18 protein-coding genes and 1 pseudogene are annotated in these 25,984 nt (G+C 45.5%); 10 read left to right on the top strand and 9 right to left on the bottom strand.

The window, feature by feature from the left end:
- Window positions 1-109 precede the first annotated feature (109 nt).
- The 6 genes and pseudogenes from QQ041_RS02980 to QQ041_RS03005 all read right to left on the bottom strand — a co-directional run bounded on the left by QQ041_RS02980 (window position 110) and on the right by QQ041_RS03005 (window position 6,669).
- A complete protein-coding gene (locus QQ041_RS02980; protein WP_285953081.1) occupies window positions 110-1,291 on the bottom strand; it encodes a Xaa-Pro peptidase family protein in 1,182 nt (393 codons plus the stop codon).
- Window positions 1,292-1,328: 37 nt separating this feature from the next.
- Window positions 1,329-2,672: a TRAP transporter large permease gene (locus tag QQ041_RS02985; RefSeq protein WP_285953082.1), complete on the bottom strand. Its 1,344-nt coding sequence runs from the start codon at window positions 2,670-2,672 to the stop codon at window positions 1,329-1,331.
- Window positions 2,669-3,211: pseudogene (locus tag QQ041_RS02990) on the bottom strand (TRAP transporter small permease). The gene QQ041_RS02985 and the pseudogene QQ041_RS02990 overlap by 4 nt, the downstream one beginning before the upstream one ends.
- A 121-nt stretch (window positions 3,212-3,332) precedes the next feature.
- Window positions 3,333-4,376 (bottom strand): TRAP transporter substrate-binding protein DctP, encoded by a 1,044-nt coding sequence (gene dctP / locus QQ041_RS02995; RefSeq protein WP_285953083.1) that lies wholly within the window; start codon window positions 4,374-4,376, stop codon window positions 3,333-3,335.
- Between the two features lie 171 nt (window positions 4,377-4,547).
- A complete protein-coding gene (locus QQ041_RS03000; RefSeq protein ID WP_285953084.1) occupies window positions 4,548-5,774 on the bottom strand; it encodes a M20 aminoacylase family protein in 1,227 nt (408 codons plus the stop codon).
- A 100-nt stretch (window positions 5,775-5,874) separates the two neighbouring features.
- Window positions 5,875-6,669 carry an Asp/Glu racemase gene (locus QQ041_RS03005; protein ID WP_285953085.1) on the bottom strand — a complete coding sequence of 265 codons (795 nt, stop codon included), beginning with the start codon at window positions 6,667-6,669 and terminating at the stop codon, window positions 5,875-5,877.
- Window positions 6,670-6,979: 310 nt separating this feature from the next.
- Between QQ041_RS03005 and QQ041_RS03010 the strand changes: the two genes are divergently transcribed.
- Window positions 6,980-7,471 carry an Lrp/AsnC family transcriptional regulator gene (locus tag QQ041_RS03010; protein WP_285953086.1) on the top strand — a complete coding sequence of 164 codons (492 nt, stop codon included), beginning with the start codon at window positions 6,980-6,982 and terminating at the stop codon, window positions 7,469-7,471.
- A 199-nt stretch (window positions 7,472-7,670) separates the two neighbouring features.
- Here the strand turns inward: QQ041_RS03010 and QQ041_RS03015 are convergent, their stop codons facing one another.
- Together QQ041_RS03015 and QQ041_RS03020 are read right to left on the bottom strand one after the other, a co-directional pair.
- Window positions 7,671-8,870: a diaminopropionate ammonia-lyase gene (locus tag QQ041_RS03015; RefSeq protein WP_285953087.1), complete on the bottom strand. Its 1,200-nt coding sequence runs from the start codon at window positions 8,868-8,870 to the stop codon at window positions 7,671-7,673.
- Between the two features lie 315 nt (window positions 8,871-9,185).
- Window positions 9,186-10,280 (bottom strand): alpha/beta hydrolase, encoded by a 1,095-nt coding sequence (locus QQ041_RS03020; protein WP_285953088.1) that lies wholly within the window; start codon window positions 10,278-10,280, stop codon window positions 9,186-9,188.
- A gap of 279 nt (window positions 10,281-10,559) precedes the next feature.
- Between QQ041_RS03020 and QQ041_RS03025 the strand changes: the two genes are divergently transcribed.
- The 9 genes from QQ041_RS03025 (at window position 10,560) to QQ041_RS03065 (ending at window position 24,672) form a co-directional block, all read left to right on the top strand.
- Entirely contained in the window at window positions 10,560-11,264 is a 705-nt protein-coding gene (locus QQ041_RS03025; protein ID WP_146491156.1) for a response regulator, read from the top strand.
- Window positions 11,265-11,301: 37 nt separating this feature from the next.
- Window positions 11,302-12,621 carry a cell wall metabolism sensor histidine kinase WalK gene (locus QQ041_RS03030; RefSeq protein WP_285953089.1) on the top strand — a complete coding sequence of 440 codons (1,320 nt, stop codon included), beginning with the start codon at window positions 11,302-11,304 and terminating at the stop codon, window positions 12,619-12,621.
- A 100-nt stretch (window positions 12,622-12,721) separates the two neighbouring features.
- Window positions 12,722-12,997, top strand: coding sequence for a hypothetical protein (locus tag QQ041_RS03035; RefSeq protein WP_285953090.1), 276 nt, complete (start codon window positions 12,722-12,724; stop codon window positions 12,995-12,997).
- Between the two features lie 556 nt (window positions 12,998-13,553).
- Entirely contained in the window at window positions 13,554-15,938 is a 2,385-nt protein-coding gene (locus QQ041_RS03040) for a M4 family metallopeptidase (RefSeq protein ID WP_285953091.1), read from the top strand.
- Window positions 15,939-16,081: 143 nt separating this feature from the next.
- Window positions 16,082-17,638 carry a M28 family metallopeptidase gene (locus QQ041_RS03045; RefSeq protein WP_285953092.1) on the top strand — a complete coding sequence of 519 codons (1,557 nt, stop codon included), beginning with the start codon at window positions 16,082-16,084 and terminating at the stop codon, window positions 17,636-17,638.
- Between the two features lie 775 nt (window positions 17,639-18,413).
- A complete protein-coding gene (locus tag QQ041_RS03050; RefSeq protein WP_285953093.1) occupies window positions 18,414-20,306 on the top strand; it encodes a methyl-accepting chemotaxis protein in 1,893 nt (630 codons plus the stop codon).
- Between the two features lie 217 nt (window positions 20,307-20,523).
- A complete protein-coding gene (locus QQ041_RS03055; RefSeq protein ID WP_285953094.1) occupies window positions 20,524-23,121 on the top strand; it encodes a hypothetical protein in 2,598 nt (865 codons plus the stop codon).
- A 12-nt stretch (window positions 23,122-23,133) separates the two neighbouring features.
- Window positions 23,134-23,883, top strand: coding sequence for an ADP-ribosyltransferase (locus QQ041_RS03060; RefSeq protein ID WP_146491163.1), 750 nt, complete (start codon window positions 23,134-23,136; stop codon window positions 23,881-23,883).
- Between the two features lie 15 nt (window positions 23,884-23,898).
- A complete protein-coding gene (locus tag QQ041_RS03065; RefSeq protein WP_285953095.1) occupies window positions 23,899-24,672 on the top strand; it encodes an ADP-ribosyltransferase in 774 nt (257 codons plus the stop codon).
- A gap of 84 nt (window positions 24,673-24,756) precedes the next feature.
- Here the strand turns inward: QQ041_RS03065 and lhgO are convergent, their stop codons facing one another.
- Window positions 24,757-25,974, bottom strand: coding sequence for an L-2-hydroxyglutarate oxidase (lhgO, locus tag QQ041_RS03070; protein ID WP_285953096.1), 1,218 nt, complete (start codon window positions 25,972-25,974; stop codon window positions 24,757-24,759).
- Between the last annotated feature and the right edge of the window lie 10 nt (window positions 25,975-25,984).

Here is a 25,984-nt window from a genome sequence, read left to right on the forward strand (position 1 = left end):
AAAAGATGACGAGGTATAGCGAAGTGAAAAAGAAAACCGAGCGTCCAACAAAGTGCTTGAACGCCCTCCTTCACCAGGATTCAGCATTATGACTAGATTCTAAGCGCAATTAGCCGATAATCGGCATCGATTGCCAGGCTCTTTGATGCAGTATCTCGCAGCCAGATTCTGTGATAACAATGTTCTCCTCGTGCACCATCATGCGATTTTTCGCAAATGCCATGCCCGGCTCAAGCGTTAGCACCATACCGGGTTTTAAGATCACATCACCGTTAGGCACATGTGATGGCCACTCGGTTAGCTGCATGCCTAAGCCGTGCCCCATGCGACCCACATCGTTGCCGAGTGCACCGTTCTTTTCGAGCACCGACCACATGGCTTGCCACACGTCTCCGGTTGTTCGTCCCGGTTCAGCAATCGCTAACCCTGCTTCTGTCGACTGATACACCGCGTCATAAGCCGCTATTGTATCTGGCTGCGCATATCCAAACGCATAGTTCCGGTCAAAGTCACTGAAGTAGCCATCAAAGTTAGCACCCGTATCGATGATCAAAACATCTCCTTCAGAAAGCACACGATCGGTTGGTCCCATGATGATGTTGTCATAACCACCTTGGCCGGATGCCGAGATCAGATAAGGACATGCATCAGCGCCCAAGCGTAGCATTTCCAAATGCATGGCTTTACACGCCTGTCGCTCTGTCATACCTATTGCTAAATTTTGGCGAAGATACTCAAAACCCGCCGCCGTGACTTGGCACGCAAAGCGCACTTTATCGATTTCTGCTTGAGACTTAACACTGCGCAGATCGCGAATCATCAGCGATACATCCACCACACTATGTTGGCTTAGTTTCTGCTGTAACAATGCATAGTTAATGGCTGGCATACGCAGATGTGTTTCTGGGCCGACCATCGAACCGATTCGACGAGATCCTCTCGATACTTCAGACAACGTAGCCGCTAGCAAAGAGATACCGTCGTCTTCTGGCCTTGGTGATGGCCAACTGCGCACGTCGTCAATCCATGTATCATCAAAGCCAGCGACACCAATCTCTGGCACCACAGCGATAGGCTTGCCAACCGCAGGCACCACCAAAAACCAAGGTCGAGTTGGACTTTCCCAGAACTGCGATTTAAAGCCACTGAAATAGCGAAACTCAGGTTCGGTCGTAAAAAACGCAGCATCGATGTTTTGAGCACGTAGACGTTGTTGTAACTCGACAGTACGTTGCTCTAGTTCTGCTGATTCAAACCCTCTCTGCGGAGGTGTTAACGGCAATATACTCATATCTCTATCCTTGATTGAATTAGGGTAACTCGGCGAATTAATTGAATAAAACATCTCTTGGTAACAGAGCGATACTTGGGAAGAAAATCAGCAAAGCAGACATCAATATCAAGATGAGGAAAAACGGCAGTGTTCCGCGGATAACTTCCATATAAGGGCGTTCGAAAATCGCAATCGCGGTGAAGATGTCACAACCGAATGGAGGCGTGGCCGACCCAATCGCCATTTGTAGCGTCACCATCACACCGACCAAGATTGGGTCGATGCCCGCTGCATCAACAATCGGCATGAAAATCGGCGTCAAGATAAGAAGAACCACCAATGAATCCACGAACATACAACCGACAAAGAAAGTCAGTGCGATAACAAACAGTATGAATTCAGGCGAAGCGTCTTCTAGATTGAGAGGAGCTAACAACTCTTGAGGGATTTGCTCAAACGAGATATACCAAGAAAACGCCTGACCGACACCCACCAGCACAAACACAACCGCCGTAATCAAGCCGGTATTTAACGCTGCATCACAGATGTCTTTTACGCCAAGTTTGCGATAAAAAATGCACTCAACGATGATTGCATACAACACGGCAAATGAGGCTGCTTCGGTAGGTGTGACTACGCCAGAATAAATACCACCGATGATCAAAGCAGGGAAACCAAGAGGAAGAATCGCTTTCTTGATCGCTTCAATACGTTCTGCTGTGTTGGCTTTTTCAACCAAAGTGATGGTGTCGCTGTGTTTTACGCTGTAGGCATAGCTGTATAAGGAGAACAAGGTCGCGAGCACTAAGCCAGGGCCAATACCAGCAATGAATAGCTCACCCACACTGGCATTAGCTAAAGTGCCGTAAAGAATCAGACCGATACTCGGTGGGATAAGAAACGCGATGTCACTGGCATTGATGATCAGAGCCATCACAAAACTGTCTTTGTACCCTGCTTGCAACAATTTCGGACGCATGATTTGACCAACCGACACCACGGTGGCTTGGGTCGAACCAGAAACAGATCCAAATAGAGTACAGCTAATGCAGGTGGTAATCGGCAGCCCACCACGCAGATGCCCTACAAACGCTTGAATCAGACCAAGTAAGTTATAGGCCGTATGTCCACGCGTCATAATATCTGCCGCCAATATAAACATCGGCACAGCAATCAGTGCGTTTGGTGAGATGCCCGTGACCATTTGCTGAATAAGCACTCCCGGCTCAACCTGAGAGAAATGAATCAAGCCAATCAGAGCCCCAACCGCTAGCGGCACAATCATTGGGAAGCTCAAAAACAGCAAAATCACCATCACAGAGACAAGAGTAAATGTGATGACATAAATATCTAATTCGCCGGCAATAATGTCCGAGAAAAACTGTGCAACATCGCTCATTCGAACTCACCTACTTTTGTGTTTCTATTTTCAATCACGTCAAATGACACGTAGATCTCTTTGTGCAGTAAGTTCATCAAGAAACTCATGCTGTATTGCAATCCGGCAATGAAAAAACCAATCGGAATGATCGCGTATACCCAATAAACCGGGAACTGTAGAGCTGGGCTTAATCGATTGATGTCTTTGAGCTCTTTGACATAAAAGAACGCATGGTAGGTGAGGTAAAACATCAACATGGCAGTGAGTAGCGCAATGATGGTTGTGAGAACTTTTTGAGCTTTTGTGCTTAGTGAATCGTAGACCGCAGTCATGCGTATATTTCGCCCTTAGCGCACTGCATAAGCGAAGCCAATAAAGGTCACAGACACAATCAGAAATTGATTGAGCTCTTCTGAAAAAAACAGGCTTTTGTTAAAAGCATAGCGACCAATCGCATTGGCCGTAGAATTAATCATCATCGTGAGAATGGCGGTCATGATCAAAAAGCGCTCTAGCTTTTCCGTCACAACACTGATTTTATCTAGCAATTCTTTCATAACAGGCAGTGCTCCATACTTCGTTCAGTGACAGGGGTCCATTGCCACAAATTGGAGAAGGTGGGAATAAGCTACCCGCCGCCAATGAACAGTGGATAGCATTCATCCTTACTAACGCTTTTTATTGCGTTGCTGAAGCAGCCTTCACTTCACCTAGGATTTCTTCGAGAATGTTTTTCGCACCCTCACGCGCTTCACTTTGCTCACCGGCAGGGTAGGCATTTGCTACCACGTCATAGTAGGTGGTGTGCAGTTTTTGGCTGAGTGTTTTAAAACGCTCACGCTCTTCATCCGTCAACACAACCACTTGCATGTTTGGACGCTCTTTTAAGATCTTGTCCATGTTCTCTTTGTTAATGCGGATTTGGTAGTCATAGGCAGCTTGGTCTGCCGCGGTGATCGCTTTGTCGACCATCGCTTGCTTCTCTTCCGACAGGCCGTTGTACCACTTGCTATTGGTCGAAACGGTGCTCACATAAGGTTGCTGACCCGGGAACATTAGGTAATCTTGAACCTCATGCCACTTCGCGTTGTAGATGAAGTAGATAGGGTTAACCATGCTATCGATAGTCTTAAGTTGCAGTGAACCGTACACTTCACCCCAAGAAAGAGGAGTAGGTGTTGCACCAAACGCTTTGTAGGTTTCAACAGGAATGGTTGAAGTGAAAGTACGGATTTTCTGGTTAGCAAAGTCCTCAGGTGTACGGATAGGTTTGTTACCACCCCACACCATTTCGCCTTCCGACATCATCGACAACAGCTTTAGGTTTACGCTCTCAAACTTGGGTGCCAGCTTGTTGTAGATGGTTGGGCTTTCCGTTAAGACCTTATGCGTGATCGCTTCGTTAGTACCCAGAACATACGGTAAGCTCACCGCTTGTACCTCAGGAACATAAGACCCTAAGTGACCCGCGCCTACAGACACAAATTGAATGGTGCCTTTAGCAGCCAGTTCTACGATGTCGTTCTCTGTACCCAATTGTCCGTAGTAATAGATTCGAACACGGATGTCGCCATCAGATTCCTTCTTAATCACTTCCGCAAATTTTTGCGCATAGATGTCTTGAACGTCTGTTTTGTCCTCTTCTGAAGCAAACTTCCATGTTTCGGCATGAACGCCAAAAACCATGCTCAAACTTAGCAGTGCTACGCCTAATCGTTTCATCCTGTCTTTCCTTTTATTATCCTAATTTCACGCTGATGACTTTGGTCAATTCACGCGCTTCAGTATTGGCTGTATCGACAATAAACTCCGTTTAAAGTCGGCCATCTTGCAGTGCCAAATGCGTCACTGCTGAATCTTTTTCTCTACTTGTTACTTCTCATTGAGCCGTTTCTAAATTGATCTTGCTAAACGGTCGTTCACCAACTGAATCCAGTAGCTCGCACCGAGCTTTAAGATGCCGTCGTTAAAGTCGTATTTTGGGTTATGCAATGCGCAGCCACCGACCGATTCCGTGCCATTACCCAGCAGCACATAGCAGCCCGGCTTAACGCGCAACATGCTTGAGAAATCTTCCGAAATTGTCAGTGGATCGCAGGCGTCATTAACGTTCTCGACACCAAGCACCTTCTGCGCGGCGGCAACCGAATATTGGGTTTGTAGCTCACTGTTGATGGTTGGATAGAAGGTATTAATAAACTCAAATTCGTAGGTCGCACCTGCAGCCTGACAAATGCCCGCCACGATTCGCTCCATACTTTGCTTGATTCGGTCGAGAGAAGATTCAGTAAAACAACGGCAATCTCCCTTAATAATCACTTGAGTCGGGATGACGTTAACCGTGCCGTCTGTAATAAACTCGGTCGCAGAGACTACAGCCGTATCGTGGATCGCACTAAGATTGCGAGAGACGATGGTTTGCAGGCCAAGGATTACTTGCGAGCCAACGACTAGAGGATCGACCCCTTGATGCGGCAGAGCGGCATGCCCACCCACACCGTTGATCGTGATCTCAAAGCTGCTCTCACTGGCCATTAATGATCCAGGACGAACCATCAATTCACCTTCCGCTAAACCGGGAAAGTTATGCACGCCATACACTTCATCAATCGAGAATCGCTCAAACAAGCCATCGTCTATCATCGCTTGCGCGCCGCAACCATGCTCTTCATCGGGTTGAAAAATGAAATACACAGTGCCATCGAAGGTTGAGTTCTCTGATAATAGGTTTTGGGCTAATAGGTTCTCGGCTAGATAGCTTGCCGCGCCAAGCAGCATTGCAGAGTGCCCATCGTGCCCACAAGCGTGCATCTTCCCATCATGTTGTGAGCAATGCACAAAGCTGTTTTGCTCATGAATGTGTAGCGCATCCATATCAGCTCTTAGGCCAATATTCGCTTCACTTGATCCTGAACGAAGTATTCCTACTAATCCTGTTTTGCCGATGTTACGCACCACTTCGATGCCAAAGCTCTCAAGCTTACTGGCGATGAAATCAGAGGTGAGGTTGACGTCAAAGCCACACTCAGGGAAACGGTGTAAGTGTTGACGCCACTCCGTCATGCTTTGAATAAGCTGCGAAGACAGTTGGTCTGGTTTGATCGAGAAAGTAGACGGCATAGTAGTGATCCCAAAGTGTAATTCTTTGTATTAACGTTAGATATGGAGTTAGCTGACTGCTGAATGTAAACGCAAAGTGAGCAGCTTTAATCAAAGGTCGTTACAACGACTGCGACCTTCGGCAATTATCTGAGGATGGTTGGAGATGGTGCTCTAGCAGTGCACCAAACCCTTTAATGGGTATGGGGTAGTTCATCAACTGAAGCGAGTGCCAAGCCAACACCTGATTGCTGCTGACAACGGGCTTATCTAATTGCGCTTCAATGGATTCAATCACCGATGCTGCTCGCAACGCAGTGCAAGAGATAAACAGAAGATCCGCTTCAGGGTCACAGACTTGTAGTGCGGCTTGTTTGATGTCCATTGGAGAAATGAACGTCATTGCGGTGTCATCTTCAAAACCAAAGCCTGCGATGCTCAACACCTCAATGCCTTGTGATTCAAAAAATGCCGCGACATCTTTATTTACGGCTTCGGTATAAGGCGTTAATACCGAAATACGCTTCGCTTTAAAGCTGTCGAAAGCCGCTAAGGCAGCGGTTACCGGATTCGTTACCGCAGCGTTTGGGCGAGACTGATGAATAAGCTGCGTAATGCGTTCGCTACCAATCGCCACAGTGCCAGAGGTACAGGCGTAGATCACCACATCCAATTCAGTACCCGGTAGGATGGTATCGGCACAAGCAGCGATTCCCGGCTCCATTCTACGCAGGTTCTCTATCGTCAACGGGTTGTAGTTTCTTAGGCGGCTGGTGAACGATTGCACATCGTTTGGATACAGCGCGTTTAAATCACGCTCAATATTGAAATCTGTCGCTAACGCAATCACACCGACGCGTCCTGCTGGTGCCAATTTTTCTAATTCAAACTGTAAAGTAGCGGTTGCAGATTTCATACTTTCCAACTCCTTGAGCGAGAGTTAACATCGCCCAAAGGATGTTAACAACATGTTTCATATAATTTTCAAACCCTGTCGATTTGATCTTTACATTTCGTTCACAAGATTAATAATGCACCGATAACTTTAAGGATTATCATTAAATGATGACCTTTTTGTGCAGAAATTCCGCATTTTTTCTGCGTTATAGTGGTTTTTTGTTCTCGTTCATTGAGGTCTAAATGTTAAGGCTAAATACCTTTAACTCGATCACACACTGGTTCAAAAGAAACAATTAATTTACAAATAGATATTGGGAAGTATGGGTATGACACAGCAACCTGCATTGATGGTCGACAGTTTCGACAAGAAGATCCTTAACATCGTACAAGACTCAAACAGAGCTACCTCAGACAAGATTGCAGAAAAGGTCGGGCTGTCTCCTGCTGCCGTTCAGCGCCGCTTAAAACGCATGAGGGCGCAAGGTGTCATTCAAGCTGATGTCTCAGTTATCAACCCAAAAGCGGTCGGTCATGCGATGACGTTTATCGTTCAGGTGACATTAGAACGCGAGCGTGTGGATTTGATGCACAACTTCAAAAAAGAGATGAGTTCCAACCGCTCAGTACAGCAGTGCTATTACGTAACTGGCAGTTCAGATTTCATCATGATTGTCACGGCAGCAGATATGGAGGGTTACGACAACTTTACTCGTGAAGCCTTCTTCGATAATGCCAATATCAAGAGTTTTCAAACCAATGTGGTGATGGATAACGTCAAGGTTGGGCTGACGATTCCAATTGATGATCAGCGCGATTGATGACCAACTCGATTGATGACCAGTGCGATTAGAAAGCAAGGCGTGTCGTGAAATGAAGTCAAAAAAGAGAGGAAAAAAGACGGTATGAAGAAACCTTACATACCGCCAACCTTGGGGCTTACTTTATTATTCGTTGTTCGCGATTAGCTATTAACTATTAACTATTAACTGCTAACTGCTAGCTATGTACTTTTCGCTATTAGATTTTATTGTCGATGATCTGTTGGTAGAGATCGGGGTCGGTTGCCCCTTCAGTACCAATCACCAACACTCGACTGTCTTGAGTCAAATTCAATTTTTCAGCGAAGTTCGGAGCTTGCTTGGCGATGATCGCTGCGGCAAATCCAGGAACTGCAGATTCCCCGCCCTCTATCGCTACTTCCGTTTGTTCGCCACTTGCCAACATGCGCATCGCTTGCGGGATCGCCTCTTCACTCAACGTCATAAAGTCATCAGCGCCATTTTGTAGAATCGTCCACGCCAAGCTTGAAACCTCACCACATGCCAAACCGGCCATCAGCGTCTCTAAGTCGCCCGTAACCACAATTGGCTTACCCGCTTGAGCACTCTTCTGTAAGCAGTTAGCCTGCTCAGGTTCTACGATTACAAAACGTGGACGATCGACGCCCCACAGATCCCAGAAGTAACCGCAAACAGCGGATGCCAAACCACCTACACCGCCTTGCACAAAAACATGAGTTGGAATCTCGCCATTCAATTGCTCGACAATTTCAGCCAACATCACGGTGTAGCCTAGAGCAACGTCTTTAGGGATTTCCATGTAGCCTTCATAAGAGGTGTCCGAAACAATCACGCGATTTTGCGCTTTAGCTTCTGAGTCGGCCAAGCGAACGGATTCATCGTAGTTACCGGTAATGCGTATCACTTCTGCACCGAACGCTTCCATCGCTTGCTTGCGGCCTTCCGAGACGTCACGGTGAATGTAGATAACACAACCACAACCAAACATTTGTGCGCCCCATGCGACGGAGCGACCATGATTTCCGTCTGTCGCGCAGCTGACAACGATTTCAGCAACTTCTGATTTCCACTCCCCGTTGAGCAGCTCACTGATGGTAGGGTTCTTCCCATAACGATTGGCGATTTCAATCTGAAGCTGACGAGCAACGGCATAAGCGCCGCCCAGTGCTTTAAAACTCTTTAAGCCAAAACGCTGCGATTCATCTTTATACCAAAACTTGTTTACGCCGATCTCAGCAGAAATACGATTCAATTCATGCAAGGGAGTGACGGAATAACCCGGCCATTGTGAAATGTCCTTAATTGCCTGCTCAGAACTCGCAACACTCAGAATATCAAGTTGCTCACTTGAGTACTCCAATTCAGGGTGTGCTTGAGGGTTAGCATAGTGTGTCAGAGTGCCTGCCAGTAACTGCATAAATGATCGTCCTTATTAGTCATTCACATTGCTCCTTACATCACCAAGCATAATCGTCTTCGGCTTGTAAGGCTTGCGGATATTAAAGTTTATCGGCATCAAAGTGCTGTGATTGTGCTTTCTAAAAACCAAATCTGCAGAAATTAGTTGTTACTTAGCGAATAAATGCGGTTTTTACTCACATTCATGATCTCACGTTGAATTCATGAGCATTACAAGCGGTACCGCCTTCAATTCCAAAACAAAAAAGGCTGGTGATGACAAAGCACAACCAACCTTTCAACATACACACCTAATTTTTAATGCGAGTCAAAGCTACTCAATACGAGTGATGAAACCGTATTTATCTGAATCGGCCTTAGTCACCCAGTGTTCACCAGAGGCAGGAGCTGAATCTAAAGTGAAGATATAAAAATCGATTCCTTTGTCTCCCATCACCTTTTTAAAGTAGGTCGCTTGCTTACGATGGCTTTCATTGGTGTATGGGAATTCTTTGGCTGTTTTATCACCCTCAGCCCAACTGTGCACACCAACCTGCTTATTAAGCTCAATAGCTTTGGTGGTATCAGCGCGTTGCAAAACTCGTGGATTACCCGCTGCGAACAGATCCGTGCCGCCAGAGAACACCGAGCCTGTTGGGGTAACCACCGTCGTCATATGGTTGTTGTTGATCACCCGCCCAGTGTACATATTGATATCGTCGTCAGCGCTGCCACCGATATGGTTAGTGAACTTCAATGTCATCTCACTGCCTTGATACAATTTCACGATATCAAAAAGCTGAGAATAGGTTGATGCCCCCAGAGTAGACCGAATTCGATCAACAGCACCTGTCTCGTTGAGCACATCGCGGTAAAAAGCGTTGAAAGCAAACGATGTGGTAATGGTTACCTTGTTGCCAGTTTTGGTGTTACTCAAAACCGTAGACCCGAGACTAGTCACGTATTGCGACAGCTCGTTTTGGTATTCAAGCTCAACTGCAAGCTTTCTATTGCCCGTTGTCGTTTGGATTAACGTTGTATCATTACTAATTGAACGTAGAGCCGTACCACAATCAAATGAATCAAAAAAATTACCCTCGCTGTAAATTGCACAGTCATCGACTCCTGCATCTGGAAAGTACAGGTCAACGCTTTGGCCTAAGCTATCTACAAGCCTAACTACTTTTTGCTTATCACTAATATCTTCAGCAAACTGAATTTTTTCATACTGAACACCATCATAAGTAAGCTTCATTGCTTCTTGGAGCTCTTGTCGCTCTTGATACAACTCATCAAGCTTAGCCGATGAAAATACGTAATCAGCTTTAGGCTTCGTTTGCGCCTTGGTGTCAGCCTTGCTTGAGCTTGAATTACAGCCAGCTAAAAAAATCAAAGGTAACGCCAGTAATGCCTTTCGATAGTCGTTCATAAAATCATTCCCATAATGTTTTGATGGAAGTGATTCTATTATTTAAACCCGCAAGCATCTGTCCCGTGAATGTATGAGAGTGTAATTCTTTTTGAACGTTGTTTTTTATTTTCCCCAAAAGTCAAAATCATCATTGAACTGACGTGGAAAGTGTTTAATCATTCACGTTAGGTATTTTTCGTGAAGCGTTTAAATTTAATATGCGATATCGACTTGCATAAGATGAGAATCGCTCACGTCATCTCGATAAGTGAAATGCATGATAAGGCTGGGAGTGGAATGACAAAACCTAAAATGATCATCGTGGAAGACGATTTAAAACTTCAGAAAATGTTGCAGGATTACTTTGTCACGCAAGATTTTGATGTCTCCACGTTAGATGATGGCGGTGATGCCGCACATACTATCCTATCTGAGCAACCTGATATCGTACTCTTAGATCTAATGCTTCCTGTAAGTGACGGACTTACAATCTGCCGACAGACGCGTACACACTACAAAGGTAAAATCCTGATGCTCACCGCTAGTGATGACGACTTCGATCATGTCGCTGGTCTAGAGACAGGGGCTGATGACTATGTCACCAAGCCAATCAAACCAAGAGTTCTGCTGGCAAGAGTTCGTTCACTATTACGTCGCCAAGATACCAATACTGCTTCAGCCGACGGTTCAGACAACCTACAGTTTGATAAACTGGTCCTGAAAAACACCTATAAGAAATGCGAACTTTCGGGTGAGGTTTTGTCACTCACAGACAGTGAGTTTGACCTACTTTGGTTATTGGCAAGCAACCCCGATACTCCACTATCACGTGACTACTTGACGAAAACGCTGCGTGGTATTGAGTACGACGGAATCGACCGAACAATTGATAACAAGGTGGTACGTCTAAGAAAAATATTGGGCGACGACCATGCGCCAGCAGAGAAAATTCAGACGATTCGCGGAAAAGGCTACTTATTTGTTTCCACCGCCTGGCATTAAACCTCGCTCAATACGAGCGTAATGAAAGAGAGCGATTATGCGACGTATCTATTTGGAGTCCCTACTAGGGCTATTGATTTGTTTTATTAGCGGTATTGTCGCCTACGAAATTTGTGTTTATCAACTCAATACCGACTACGAATATGTACTGCAAGATTATGAAGCAACAGCCCACCAACAACTGATAGAAAACATCGCCAAGAATCAAGGCCTTGAAGCGGCTCATCAAGCGATAAACCAGTTTGTAGAGACCACACGAAATAAACTGGTTACGTTCAGCCCTGAAGATGAAATTCCAGGCCCCGTTTCTAAGTTTTTCAGTACCAACCCAAGTACCTTTATCTTTCATGATGAAGAGCGGGATCTTTGGTTTCGCTTAGCAAACAGTGATAACACCTATCACTACCTGCCCAACAGTGAAGCATTCGTTAGGCAAAAAATCGAGTTAGAAGATGACCTCATTTGGTTGTTCTTTTTAGCGAGCTTTATCTTATATGGTTTATGCCATGTACTGATCATCTTCCGCCGAGTAAAAAAACTGGAATCAGCCACTCTGAGTTTTGCAGAAGGGGATCTCTCCTCGCGAGCTGAGACTTCAAGTGGCATTGCGATCGGTTCACTGAACAAATCCTTCAACCTAATGGCCGACCGAATTCATCGCTTAATTGAAAGCAATCGCTCACTCACTAATGCTGTCGCTCATGAACTGCGCACGCCAATATTTCGTATTCAGTGGCAAGCTGAAATGTTGAAAGACACCCTGCTAAACGAAGAGCAAGAAAGTACGATTGAGAGTATTGTCGAAGACACTGAAGAGATGGAAAAGATGGTTGATGAGCTATTGTATTACGCCAAACTTGACAGCTGTGACCTAGAAAACTTGCAACAACCATTAGAGATAAGAGACCTTCTCGACCACGCAATGACGCGCTGGAACAAAGATACAGAGCTCGACATAAACCTATCACTGCCAGAGCAACCTTATGAAATTCTTGCGGATGAAATACTGCTAAACCGCGCTCTAGATAATCTAGTACGCAACGCTATGAAATTCGCACGCTCTCAAGTGCTAATTGAAGCAACCGCGCATCAAGAGCAGCTGCAGATTGCTGTACATGACGATGGTGATGGCGTAGCACAAGAACATCAAGCGCGCCTATTTGAACCCTTTTACGTTGGCGACAAAGCGCGCAATAAAGCTAAGAGCGGCCATGGTTTAGGGCTCTCTATCGTCGATAAGATCTGCGCTCAACACGGCGCTACCGTGGAAGTAGGTCAAAGCCAAACCTTAAATGGTGCAGTATTCACTATAACCATTCAGCTATGTAATGATTCAGATGACAAACCCATACAGTAACGACAAAACACCTCTGGAATAATGTTCAACATCGGCCGGGAGATGCTGTCTCCCTATGAACCTATTGAACCTAAACTCCAACCATTCTTAAGGTGTGTTTATGAAAAAGTTATTAGTTATTTTGGGTATTGTCTCTCTTGCAGGTTGTTCAGGTATTAGCCACAACGATGAAGTTTACACAGCGCACGCTGAGAGCTTCAACATCGTCGGTTTCCAAGTTCCTGGTAACACACAAGATCGTGCAATGGAATTAGTACCTGAAGGCGCTACGGTTGAGACTATTCGCTCGACAAACTCTGACACAAGCTCTGTTCTGGGTATCATCAACCGTATTATCGGTATCGACTACGTTCAAGTTGGCGGTAAGAAGCAGTAATTCGCTTTAGTTACTTGCACACGCAAGTTACACACCTTCAATCAGTCGCCCGTACAAACCAAGTACATCTAAGCCAGTGACCTCGTCACTGGCTTTTTTCATCCAGTCGTTTTTGTGCTCTGTGCCAAATAAGTTCCTAATTACCCTGTCTTCATATAATTAACAATTCTAAAAATAAGCCCAAAAACCTTCAATTTCCTATCAAAATGGCCCTTAAATTCGCTTAATTACCTTCCGCTTAAACTGAGACGCCTAAATCGTTGATCCTTCTATCAGCCCAAAATCCGTTAATTGAGGCACAGATCAATTTATCCAGAAATCTTAATTTCCATAAAAAAATAACACTTAATAAAAGTATCATGATTTTATAAATAAAACCTATGAGTGCGTTCAAAAATAAACAGAAACGATAACTATCTGTAAATACGAGAAATATAAGTTTCATGAATAAAAGAGAGCATTGCCATGCTACTAATTAATCGGATCGAATGATGTAAATTCGTTGTGATAATTTTGTTACTTTTTCATGGATTTTACATGGAAAGAGAAAATAACAATGAAAATGAAAAAGCGTTTAGTTGCCGTTGCTATAGCGAGTGCTATGTCTTTATCAGTGCATGCAAGTGAATCCGTTAACATCGATCAACCGATCAACTTTACTAGCTTTTCTGGGTTGAACACTCAGTTAGGTGTCAGTAACGCCTCTAGCTTTAAGATGGTGAAGGAAGTTAACCTCAAAAAGCGTGGTATCTACAAAGTTAAGATCCAGCAGAACATCTGGGGAACACCCGTTTGGGGGCATTACCTAAACGCCACTCAAAGTGTACAAGGTGGCGCACTTAAATCCGTTCAAGGCAGTTACCTCAAAACAACAACCCTTGAGCGTTCTTTTGTTAAGCCATCCATCAACAGCGCTCAAGCGATTGAACTGGCGAGTAAAGATCTTAAGACTCAAGGCTTAACCAGCAAATCTCTAGACAACGTACAACATGAGCTGTTTATTTATCAGGGCACCTCTAACCAAGGAGCCGATAAACAAGGCATTGGCAAACAAGGTGCAGATAAAACACGCCTAGTCTACGTTATCTCTTATCTCGTTGAAGGCAGTGAACAGCCGACCCGACCGTTCACCATGCTAGACGCGCACACAGGCGAAGTCATCGACCGCTGGGAAGGTATTGCCCACGCTCAGATCGGTACAGGCCCTGGCGGTAACGAAAAAACAGGCATGTACGAATACGGCACCGACTACCACTACCTTGATGTTCAAGAAGTGGGCACAGAGTGTGTGATGGAATCGGAAAACGTGGTCACGGTTGACCTGAATGGTGCAACAGACGGCGACACCACTTACAGCTATGAATGTCCTCGCAACGAACACAAAGCCGTGAATGGCGCATTCTCACCACTCAACGATGCCCACTACTTCGGTAACATCGTGTTCGACATGTATAAAAATTGGTTCGACACAGCACCACTCTCCTTCAAACTCATGATGCGTGTCCACTACGGTAACAACTACGAGAATGCATTTTGGGACGGCAGAGCCATGACCTTTGGTGATGGTGAAAGCTTCTTCTACCCACTTGTAAGCCTGGATGTATCAGCGCACGAAGTAAGCCACGGTTTCACAGAGCAAAACTCAGGTTTGATCTACGCAAACCAATCGGGCGGCATGAACGAGGCTTTCTCTGACATGGCTGGTGAAGCGGCTGAATACTACATGAAGGGCACCAACGACTGGATGGTAGGACGCAATATCTTCAAAGGCGAAGGCGCTCTACGTTACATGGACGATCCATCACGCGATGGCTCTTCAATCAACAACGCATCTGAATACTACGATGGCTTGAACGTGCACTACAGCTCGGGTGTATTCAACAAAGCGTTCTACCACCTAGCAACCACGCAAGGTTGGGACACCAAGAAAGCGTTCGAACTGTTCGTGCTAGCCAACCAAATCTACTGGTCTGAAAACAGTGATTTCTGGCAGGGCGCTTGTGGCGTGAAGAACTCAGCAACCGACCTTGGTTACAGTGCCGATGACGTTGTTTCTGCGTTCAACTTAGTGGGCGTATCACCTTGTGGCGAGCCACCACTTCCGCCAGAACCGGAATACCAACGTCTTGAAAATGGTGTTGAAGCTGCAGTTGCTGGTGAAACCGGCTCAAAAACTTACTTCGATATCGAAGTACCAGAAGGCCAAGACAAGCTAACGATTGATCTTGCTATCTCTACTGGTGATCCGGATATGTATGTCGGTCTAGATTATGCGCCAAGCTCTCAAGAGAATATCTGTAAGAGTGAAAGCGTAACCGATGAAGTATGTGTAATTGAAAACCCAACAGCTGGTCGCTACACGGTGAACATTCTGGGTTACTCAGATTACGCAGGTGCAAATCTGAAAGCATCATACGAATCAGGTAACGCTAACGTACCGCCAGTTTCTTCTTTCGAACACACCATTGTCGGCAAAGAAGTAGAATTGCGCAGCACAAGTTCGGACAGCGATGGTCAGATCGTCTCTTACCAATGGAACCTAGGCGATGGCAATACGCAAACAGGTGAAGTGACTCGTTATACCTATGCTGAAGCTGGCGACTACGTGGTTACCCTAACCGTGACTGACGATGCAGGTGTTGCGACATCAACAAGCAAGTCGATCACGATTGAAGGTGATTCAGCGGAAGGCTTCCCACTAAAACTGAAGTTTGGTAACAAAAACCCGAACGGCAAGGCACGCGTTAAGCTGGCGTGGGATTACGACACCAACGACTACTTCGTGATTAAGCGTAACGGCAAGAATGTTGGTGCGACAGACTTCAACTCATACGTCGACAAGTTCCGTCACAACGGCACAGTAGATGTGGAGTACCAAGTATGTACCTCAAGCGATATCTGTTCAGAAACCAAGCACTACCGTTTCATTAAAGCACAGTAATCAATAGCAAATTCAGGGCTCCGAAAGGGGCCCTTTTCTCTATTGTATGTTTAGCGCATGAAACATCTACACAAAAACATCCACGCATTACACAAAAATCACACCCATTAACATAACAATACTCACCATAAAAAGGACGACAAATGGCTATTCAAAAAAGCATGCTAGCTTTGGCTGTACTCGGAGGTTCTCTAGCCTTAATCAACAGTACTTCGGCTTACGCATCCCTAGGCATCACACCACCAGCGAACGAAGAGGTTTGGATCACCACCGATGCTGACGCACAGCATATAATGACTCAGCATGGCGCAACGGTTTACCCAAGCGTGACGGGAAACAAGCATTCCATCGTCGCGAAAATCAACCAGAAAGAGCTCGCGAAACTATCCAGCCACATGCACGAAGAGACTCACCGTTGTGGTGGCTACATGGTGCACGAAGACAAAGCTAGCGCACTCAAAGCCGCAGCGATGCCACTGACAATGAGCAGCTTCGAAAAGCCGGTGATCAGCCATCAAGACACAGTGAACGACCTACTCGCTCAGGTCGAACCGAACAACATGGTCACAACCATTGAAAATCTAACCAACTTCACCAACCGTTTTTATACTACTTCTACTGGTGTCGCTGCTTCAGATTGGCTTTTAGAGCGTTGGGAAACTGAAATTAAAGATGTGCCGTATGCGTCTGCACGCCAAATCACGCATGCCGAATATCCGCAGAAATCCGTTGAAGTGACACTGCTTGGCGCTAAATATCCTGAAGAGATCGTCGTTGTTGGCGGACACCTTGATTCGACCGTTGGATCTTGGACAAGCGAAGGCACCATCTCACCGGGAGCCGATGATGATGCGTCTGGCATTGCAACGGTAACAGAGTCGCTTCGCCTGATGATCGCCAGCGGTATTCAGCCAGACAAAACTATCAAATTCTACGGCTATGCTGCGGAAGAAGTGGGGCTGCGCGGTTCACAAGATGTCGCCAATGCATTAAGGGATAAGCAAGCTAACGTTGTGTCGGTACTGCAATTAGACATGACCAACTACAACGGTTCAGCGCACGATATCACCTTCATCACAGACTATACCGACAGTAACTTAACCGCCTACTTGAGCGAGCTGATCGACACTTACGCTAGTGAGATCAGTTACGGTTTCGATGATTGTGGCTATGCCTGTTCTGACCACGCCTCTTGGCACAATGTTGGCTACCCAGCTGCCATGCCATTCGAGAGCATGTTTAACGACTACAATCCAAGTATTCATACAGAGCACGACACGCTTGAGAACTCCGATCCAACCGCGACACATGCGACCAAGTTCGCCAAACTGGCCATTGCTTACCTTGTCGAAACCAGCCTTGATTCGCCCGTTGCAGGGCCAACAGAGCTTCAATATGACGTCCCTGTAGAAGGGCTATCCGCTGGTTACGGTGAAGAGCAATTCTTTACCGTAACAACAGAGTACTCTGGTCAGTTAACCGTAACCATGACAGGCCCTCGTAGTGGCGATGCCGACCTTTACGTGAAACACAATGGCACCGTATCGAAAGCAAGCTACGATTGTCGTCCATACCAGAACAGCAGCAACGAACAGTGTGTATTAGACATGCCTGCGGGGGAATTCAACATCATGGTGCGCGGCTACCGTAACTTTAACGATGTCACCATCGTCGCTAACTTTGTGCCGGATTGGCTGTAACTAATCACTAGCAACTGGCAACCCAACGAGCCTTGGTGGTAGGTTTCAATTGAGCATCCACTAGGTTTACTCGGCCAACCAATTGGCTAACCACTTAGACAAAAAACATAACGCAGCTGAACTGGCTGCGTTTTTTTCAGTGGCAACATAGATGTAGATGAAGATGAAGATGAAGATGAAGATGAAGATGAAAATAGTTACTTAACCAAAAACTAATTAAGCATCCCAAAATGTAAATAAAAAGTTATATTTTAATTAAGTAATTTGACCACCTTACCCCAACACACCCACCTTATATTCAATTCTATAAATAACCAACACGAATAATAAAGCGTTCACTTAATTAGTTAATGCTTATTCTATTACTCTCTAACCACGAGAACATAATACCCGCCACCTAAGTCTCTAAATAATTTAAATATAATTACACAAACTTTCATTTAATGATTTATTTAAAGTAAGACAACGCTATATACCTATTATAAATAAGGGTAAAACCAAGAAGCGAACTCAAGACAACAACAAAATAACCAATACAAACAACAAGTAATACCAGTTCAATTACGAGACACCGGTCCAATTAAAATAAGCACTCCATACGCCAAATAAATAGGACCTCAATGCATTTAATAAATATTGCATATATTAACTAGATGTATATTATCTATAAATAATCCAGAGTTATATGCGCATTTTATAAGTGTTATATTATTTACATTCAGGAATAACCCTGAATTATAAAAATAATCAAACACTGCTTATATTGGAACTAGTTATGAGTGCTAAACTAAAAATCATTCTTTCTATTATGGGGCTGACTGTCATTTTAATCATGGCGACAAGTTTCTTAAGCTGGAAGAACTTCGAAACATCATCGACCATAAGTTACAAAAAACAGTTAGGGTACAAGTCTCAACTTATCGCAGACACTATTGGACAGAAAATCAATCGTTACTTTGATGTTCTAACTTTGGTAAGCAATGAACTTTCGTTCACTGAGGATGGTCAAGTCGATACTTTGCGTGCAGTCAAAACACTCCAAAGCGCAATGCACTCAACAAATGTCATCAACGTCTACTTTTCATTAGCAGACGGAACCTCTTACTCATCAAAAACCAATGGCATCATCGAAAACTTTAATGCCAAAACCAAACAACGTGAATGGTTTTTGAAAGGTATGAGCGGCCAAGACAAGATCATTACTCGCCCTTATCTAGCGACAACAGGTGATCAGGTGATGTCCCTCGCCATGCCGATCTACAAACAAGGCAAAATTGTGGGTGTTGTCGCGCTTAACATCTTGGTTGAAGATCTCAGCAAGTTCACACAACACCTCACCACGAACAACAAGATCTTTGTCACTCGTGAAGATGGTTTTATCTTGGCTGCACAAAGCTCATCCGTGGTAGGCAAAAACATCTTCAACGAAATTCCATCTTTCAAAAATCGAGATACCTCTCGTGAAGAAAGCTTTGAATATGTTTATCAAAACACTGAGTTCTTGGCATCAGCCGCTAACATTAAAGACCTTGGTTGGAGTGTATGGGCATGGGACAAAGAGTCTAGCGTCAATCAAGACTCACAAGATAACCTTACTGAAACGCTGATCACCTCTTTGACGCTATTGCTTATTTGCGCAGGCTGCGTGTACTACGTTGTCGAAGTATTGGTTTACCGCCCATTAGGGGGAGAGCCAAGCGAGATAGAAGCAACGGTTGCCAAGGTAGCTTCAGGTGATTTTACTGCGATTAACCAGCAACAAGGGAAAGCGATTGGTATTAATGCTGCAGTTAACGATATGGTCAATGAGCTGAGCACCACGATCGACATGATTCGTAGTTCATCAAACGACTTGTTTAAGTTTGCAGAAGGTATCACGACCGCCGCAGACAGTGTGAATTCGAGTTCCGCTTCCCAAATGGAGCAATTAGAACAAACCTCAACGGCAATGAATGAAATGTCGGTCGCCGTCGATGAAGTTGCACAGAACGCTCACCGAGCTTCAGAAGCTGCGATGCAAGCTGCTCAAGAGGCACAATCGGGCAACCAAACCTTCGATACTGTGAGTATCAGTATTGTGAACCTTTCACGCGGTATTGAGGAAGTCTCAGATGTCATTAATACCGTTGGCGAAAAAACCTCGAGTATCGGCACCGTACTGGATGTCATCAAGGATATTGCTGACCAAACCAACCTACTCGCGCTTAATGCTGCGATTGAAGCTGCACGTGCAGGTGAACAAGGGCGAGGCTTTGCCGTTGTCGCTGATGAGGTTCGTAATCTCGCAAACCGCACTCAACAAAGTACCAACCAGATTCAAGAAGTTATCGTCTCACTTCAGCACGAAGCCAATAACTCAATGGAAATGATGCTGACTAACCGAGAAGCTTCAGACCTCACAATGCAAAATGCGAAAAAAGCCCAGGCATCACTCCACGAAATATCGAATTCAATCACCGTTATTGAAGATATGAATACTCAGATAGCCACTGCGACGGAAGAGCAAACCCTTGTCGCAGGCGAAATCAACCAGAGTATCGTTGACGTCAATGACAAAGCCCGTGAGACACACAGCTTGTCTGCATCGAACCAAGAGAAAGCGTCGGAGCTTATTGCACTGTCTGAGAAGCTCACGCAAGCAGTCAGTACCTTTAAGCTAAACCGTTAACCTCAACAAGATTCAATAAAGACTGATTAGGGGAAACGGCTCCCCTAATCACAACACCATAGCTAAACCTCCAATCACCAACTGGGTGATTTGAGTAAACGATTTTTCGAAGTACCCCACACAACAACATCTAGTTATCTCTTTTCCATCTCGGCAAGGAGAGGCTTTTTGCTTTCTAAATTAAGCATATAACTTCGCTAACAATAAGGATAAACCTATGAAGTTAAAAAGATTAGCACTCATTACTGCTATGATTTCATCAAACGTCAATGCCTTTCAGGTCTGTAACATCGGAGACGAATATAACGTCTTGGACAGCGAAAGCTTTCATCAGATCCGACAGAAAAACTATGATGCCTTCGGTGAAGGCATTACTCCTGAAAACCTTTTCCCATCGGCGCCGGAACACATTATCGACTTAAAACCATCTCTATCCGAAGCCAGTGATATTTTGCCAGAAACCGCCACATTACTGGAGACAGGGCCAGCCCCGGCGATTGCGATTGAACCGGTAGAAGCGACACGATTAATGGAAACCTTGGGACGCTCGACCAGTGGCATGGCAAAAGGCGCGTTAGAAGCTTTGGGGCCAATTGGTGATGCGGTTGCTGTCGGCCTTTGGGCAAAAAGCGTTGCCAATAGCTTTCAAGACGAATCGCGCACCTCTTATGATAGGTTTGCCACCGTTATGGAGTTAGTCGATTGGTTTGGCGTATTAAAGCTTCCAGCTAGAGAAATAGATCGTCAAATATTGAGTAGCCGTTGGGATAGGATTGCGGCGGGTGACCATTATAGTTATCGCGTTCATGATGACCTGATTACTCAGCAAGATCTAAGAGACAAAAACCATTGGGCTGAACTCGCATCCAAACAGCAGGCCATGTTAAACGCAGTAGCACAAGGCTTCGCGACCGATCTTGCACTCAAATACCAACAGCATTATCAAGAAGTCGTTCAAGCTCAAACCATCATGGCAGAAGAACTGATTACAGGTGTCGAGCATGAACTGCGCAAAACTCTCTTTAGCCAGCTTGCAATCGACCATCAAGGCTCTCGCCTTTTCGCATCAGACATTGCCTTGAGCTGTAATGAAGAAACCCAAGCATTGGCAGAGCTTTACCCTCAACAAGATGTTGAAGAAAACAATAACCGCCCACCAGCGGTGCCGTCAAAGCGCCAAGCCAATCGAGCTCTTGCCAAACTCCAACACTGCCAGCAACAACTACTGGATGAAGCTATTGCCAAACTTGATGCCTTACGAGCGGGACAAATTCCAGGGCTTGACCAAGCCGCTGTGGAACAACTTTATACCCGAACGCTAGCAGCAAAGACGCAGATCATTGAAACCGCGGACAACCATGTCAATTTGCTCAAGAGTAAGTTGCAAAAAGAGATGTTTACACAAGGCGAAATCGCCGTTGAACGACTATTCCGTTCAGGCTCTGTAGAGACCATGCATAACTTCTTTAAGGCGCAAGCTGAGCGCAATGCCATTGACGAAATGACACGCAGTATTCTAGGACGCCCAGCAACGTCACAAGAAATACGCAACAAAGAAATTGTTCTCCAAAGCGGTTACAGAAAGTGCGTTCGTATTGGTATTCTCGGAGGAGACCCGAATTTTCGTGGCTGTGTCGAATATGCTTGGATACCAGCGGAAACTCGCCCGTTTAATCCATCTGAAGATACGGTTATTGCGCAAATCTATCCGCCGAATAAAGAAGCGGTGAAGCGAGTTCTTTTCGATACGTTAAGCACCTTAATTGCCGATGGCTGGAACTCAGAAGACGAGGAGTATTGGTTAGAGCAACAGATCTTGAACTTTTCTGCGCAGCAGCGCCTAAAACAACAAGCCGAATTCGATAAACAGCAGGTTTATCACTGGTTACTGGACTCCAGCGCAATGCTTGAAGGTGAATGTGGTGGCGGTAGCGCGTGTGCTGGGTGGAGCTTGTCTTACCTTCAAAAAGAGAATCTTTCACGACAAGCGTCGCTGCATCACATCAATAATTGGCACGCTAACTACTCCGGCAAAAGCGCCTATGTGCACTCAAAGCGTTATCAAAAACTTGAAAGCCTCATAGCTGTCGCACTGGCAAGTGAATGGCAGGCCAAACAAGCGGTAGAGTTTTTTAGTTTTACTTATCCAGGCAGTGCCGATCTCGAAACTAACGCGCCATTAATTTACTCAGCACTCAAGTCTTCATCGCTAGACATTACTAACCTGCAAGGTAATACGCTACAGCTAGCGAAAGGGATAGTGAAAACTCGACTTGCCGAGGCGATAAGCGTCTCAGACAGCAACGGTATTGAGTGGCTACATTCGCAAGTGGGCCAATTCCAGCGCTATACGTCGATCATCCACTCTCAACATATCTCTACGGGACATTACGCCTCTGGGGAAGGGGAAGTCACCGCTCTGTTTTCAGAGATGCTGCCTGCGCACCTGATGCGTTACCTGATTTCAGACATCATCCCTGATAGCTATGATGCCCGTATCGAGCGCTCTATTGACGCCATCTTTAACCCAACGTCTGAACTCAATCAACAGCTCGATAAATTAAGTAACACCAACGAAAACTTTACCAATCAACCCGGCCGTAGCTGCATGATCTACTATCCGCACCTTAAGAGCGCACTACTTGATGTTGCGGCAGATGAGCACCTGTACTGGCTTTCACCGCTCTCTGAATGGTACGACGCAGTCACTCGACAACAACTCAATATGTTTGGTGCTCTGAAGTATGCCGTGATCAATCAGAACACTTTCGGCATTCCATGTGATTTAAGCCCTAACAGCTACCAATACCAATAAAGGGCGGACACTATGAATACTCGATTTTTATTGCTGCTCTGTTGTCTGAGTTTTACTGCCTTCTCTCAACCGTTTGATGCGCTCAAACAGCCAAACCGTTTAGAGGAAGAGGTCACCCAGCTAGCAGAAGACTTCAAAGACTGGTCAAAGGCTTCCAATGGTTGGCGCTACTCCTTCATAACTGCCAATGAAAAGGAAGCAGTAGAAGACTTTTCCATTTCCGGCTATCAGACCGCTAATGACTACCTAAGAGCAACTGACACCTCAACATGGGGTGTCGCGGGGGCGGATGCGAGGCAGTACATTCGCACGGTTAAATCGGCTCTCAACAAGCTGCCAAAATACAAAGGGACCGCATACCGAGGGACTTGGGTAAAACTATCTCTGCTTAACAAGCTCGAAGAGGGGGACGTGTTGGTCGAGCCAGCATTTACTTCAACCTCTACTCTCCCAGAAGTCGCTAAACGCTTTTCGGTAGTGCATCCCAACTCCCCACAAAGGCTCAAGCGAGTGCTGTTTGAAGTAAAGATCAATCAAGGGGGTCACACCATTGCAGGGCTTTCGGAATACAGCAAAGAAGCAGAGGTTCTGTTTGCGCCAAATGCACACTTTAGAATCACCCAGATAGAGCGAACCTCTACCCATACCTACATCGGCGTGGAAACGGTGAAGGCATCTGCCGTCAAAAACACTCAGAAATATAACCTCTATTCAGGCGAAGAAGTAGAAGCATCATTTTGGCACTCTCTCGTTTGTACATAAGCTAAGGATCAAGCAATGAAAAAATTTATTGGAGTGCTTTGCCTCTCTTTAATGACAAGTTTTTCGGCACAGAGTGAGGAGTTTCCTGAGTTTAAAGGGCGTTCACTCTCCTATCAGGCGCAACAACAAATTGCGGATGACCTGATGGATTGGGCAACGACGCACCATGTAAAAGCTGAAAAAAAGATGATCAGTGAAGAGTACTCTGCTATCAAGAATTACGGCCGAGTGGATCACGACGTGGTCAATGAATACATGCGAGCTGGAGAGCCTGAAGGGTATCTGTCGGAAATGTTTGGTCGTACATTAAAGTCGCGAGTCTTTCATATGCGGAATGTGATGAATAAACTCCCTAACTACAAGGGTACGGTTTACCGTGGATCATCAATCAAGAACTCGCTACTGGAAAAGCTCAACATCGGTGACATTCTGCATGAGAAAGCTTTTTTATCGACATCGAAACTGCCTAGTGTTGCCAAGAACTTTTCGTCAGCTGGCGTTTACGAAGGCGCCTCTGCAGCTCAATTCAAAATTGAGTTAAAGTCAGCAGGTCGAGCGATCAATGCTTACACGTTTAAACCGGATGAAGCTGAAATACTCGCTAAACCCAACACTTACTATCGAGTAGAAGCGATTGAGCGAGTATCACCCAACAAAAACTACATCAAGATGCGAGAAGTAAAGAACCCCGCTCGGTACCTGAAAGCGGAACCTGATATCCACATTTATGACAGTTACAGCGGTGAAGAAGTCGCGGTTCGCAACCGTAGCTCACTCTATTGCCTATAGTGCAGCGTGCCTGCTACTTTGTAAGCGGCTGATAAAAAAGACCATCATAATGATGGTCTTTTTTATTATTGAAGCAGGGGTAATTTAACTACTTGTTTTACGCATTATCTTGCCACAAATATATTCGCCAATAGGCATCGCTGAAGTCGCCGCTGGCGATGGTGCATTGCACACATGCAAGCTTCTTGGGCTTTCCGCAAACAGGAAGTCATGAACCAAGGTACCATCCTTCAGTACCGCTTGAGCACGAATGCCTGCTGGGTAAGGTTTGAAATCTGACACCGTAATGCTCGGGCAATATTTGTTCACTAACTTTAGATAACCCGGCTTCCACCAAGAGTTTTTAAACTCGACCAAACCGGTTTTTAGATTATTCGCAGTCACTTTCCAAAAGCCCGCAAAGCTCAGCATCTGCCAAGTGTCCTTGAAACTAAAGTTAAGCTTGCCATAACCTTCTCGCTTCCAGCCTTGAACTGCATTTGGCCCTACTGTTACGGAGCCATCAATCATGCGTGTTAAATGCACGCCCAAGAAAGGCAGTTCTGGGTCAGGGATCGGATAGATAAGGTGATTCACCACTTGGTTGTGTTTGGCGTCCAACTGATAATACTCACCGCGATATGGGACGATTTGAAAGTCGGTTTCGATGCCAAGCATGCTGGTCATTCTGTCCGCCATCAAACCAGAACAAGTGATCAAGAATCGACTATTCAGTTGAAGAGTCTGACCATCAACTTTGCACGTTAACTGCACCTCATCTTCTTGCTCATCGGCCATAATCACTTCCGTGCCTAGACTGAGCTTACCACCCGCTTTAACAAACTCTTGAGCCATCACTTCGGTGACTTTTTTGTAGTCCACGATACTGGTGGTTTTGACATAAATCGCGCCCAAGCCCGTGATGTTCGGCTCTGCAAGTTTCAGCTGCGCTTGATCCAAGAGGTCGACATCAATGTCGTTATCATGACAACGTTGATAGAGCGCGTTCATGCGCTCCACTTCCTGCTCATTGGTCGCGACCAACAGCTTGCCACAGTTTTCGACAGGGATATCGTGTTGGCTGCAAAAGGCGATGGTGCGCTCTACGCCACGCTTACAAAAATCCGCCTTTAAACTGCCCGGAGCATAGTAAACGCCAGCGTGAATTACACCACTGTTATGGCCAGTTTGGTGCTGCGCGAAGCCACGCTCCTTTTCGACTAAAAGGATACTTTTATCAGGGTAAGCTTGCTGTAATTGCCATGCCGTCGACACGCCAACAATGCCACCACCAACGATAATATAGTCGTATGTTGAGTTCATAATATTCCTA

It is taken from the genome of Vibrio sp. TMPB1044 (assembly GCF_030442075.1).
GTDB classification, from domain to species: domain Bacteria; phylum Pseudomonadota; class Gammaproteobacteria; order Enterobacterales; family Vibrionaceae; genus Vibrio; species Vibrio satsumensis.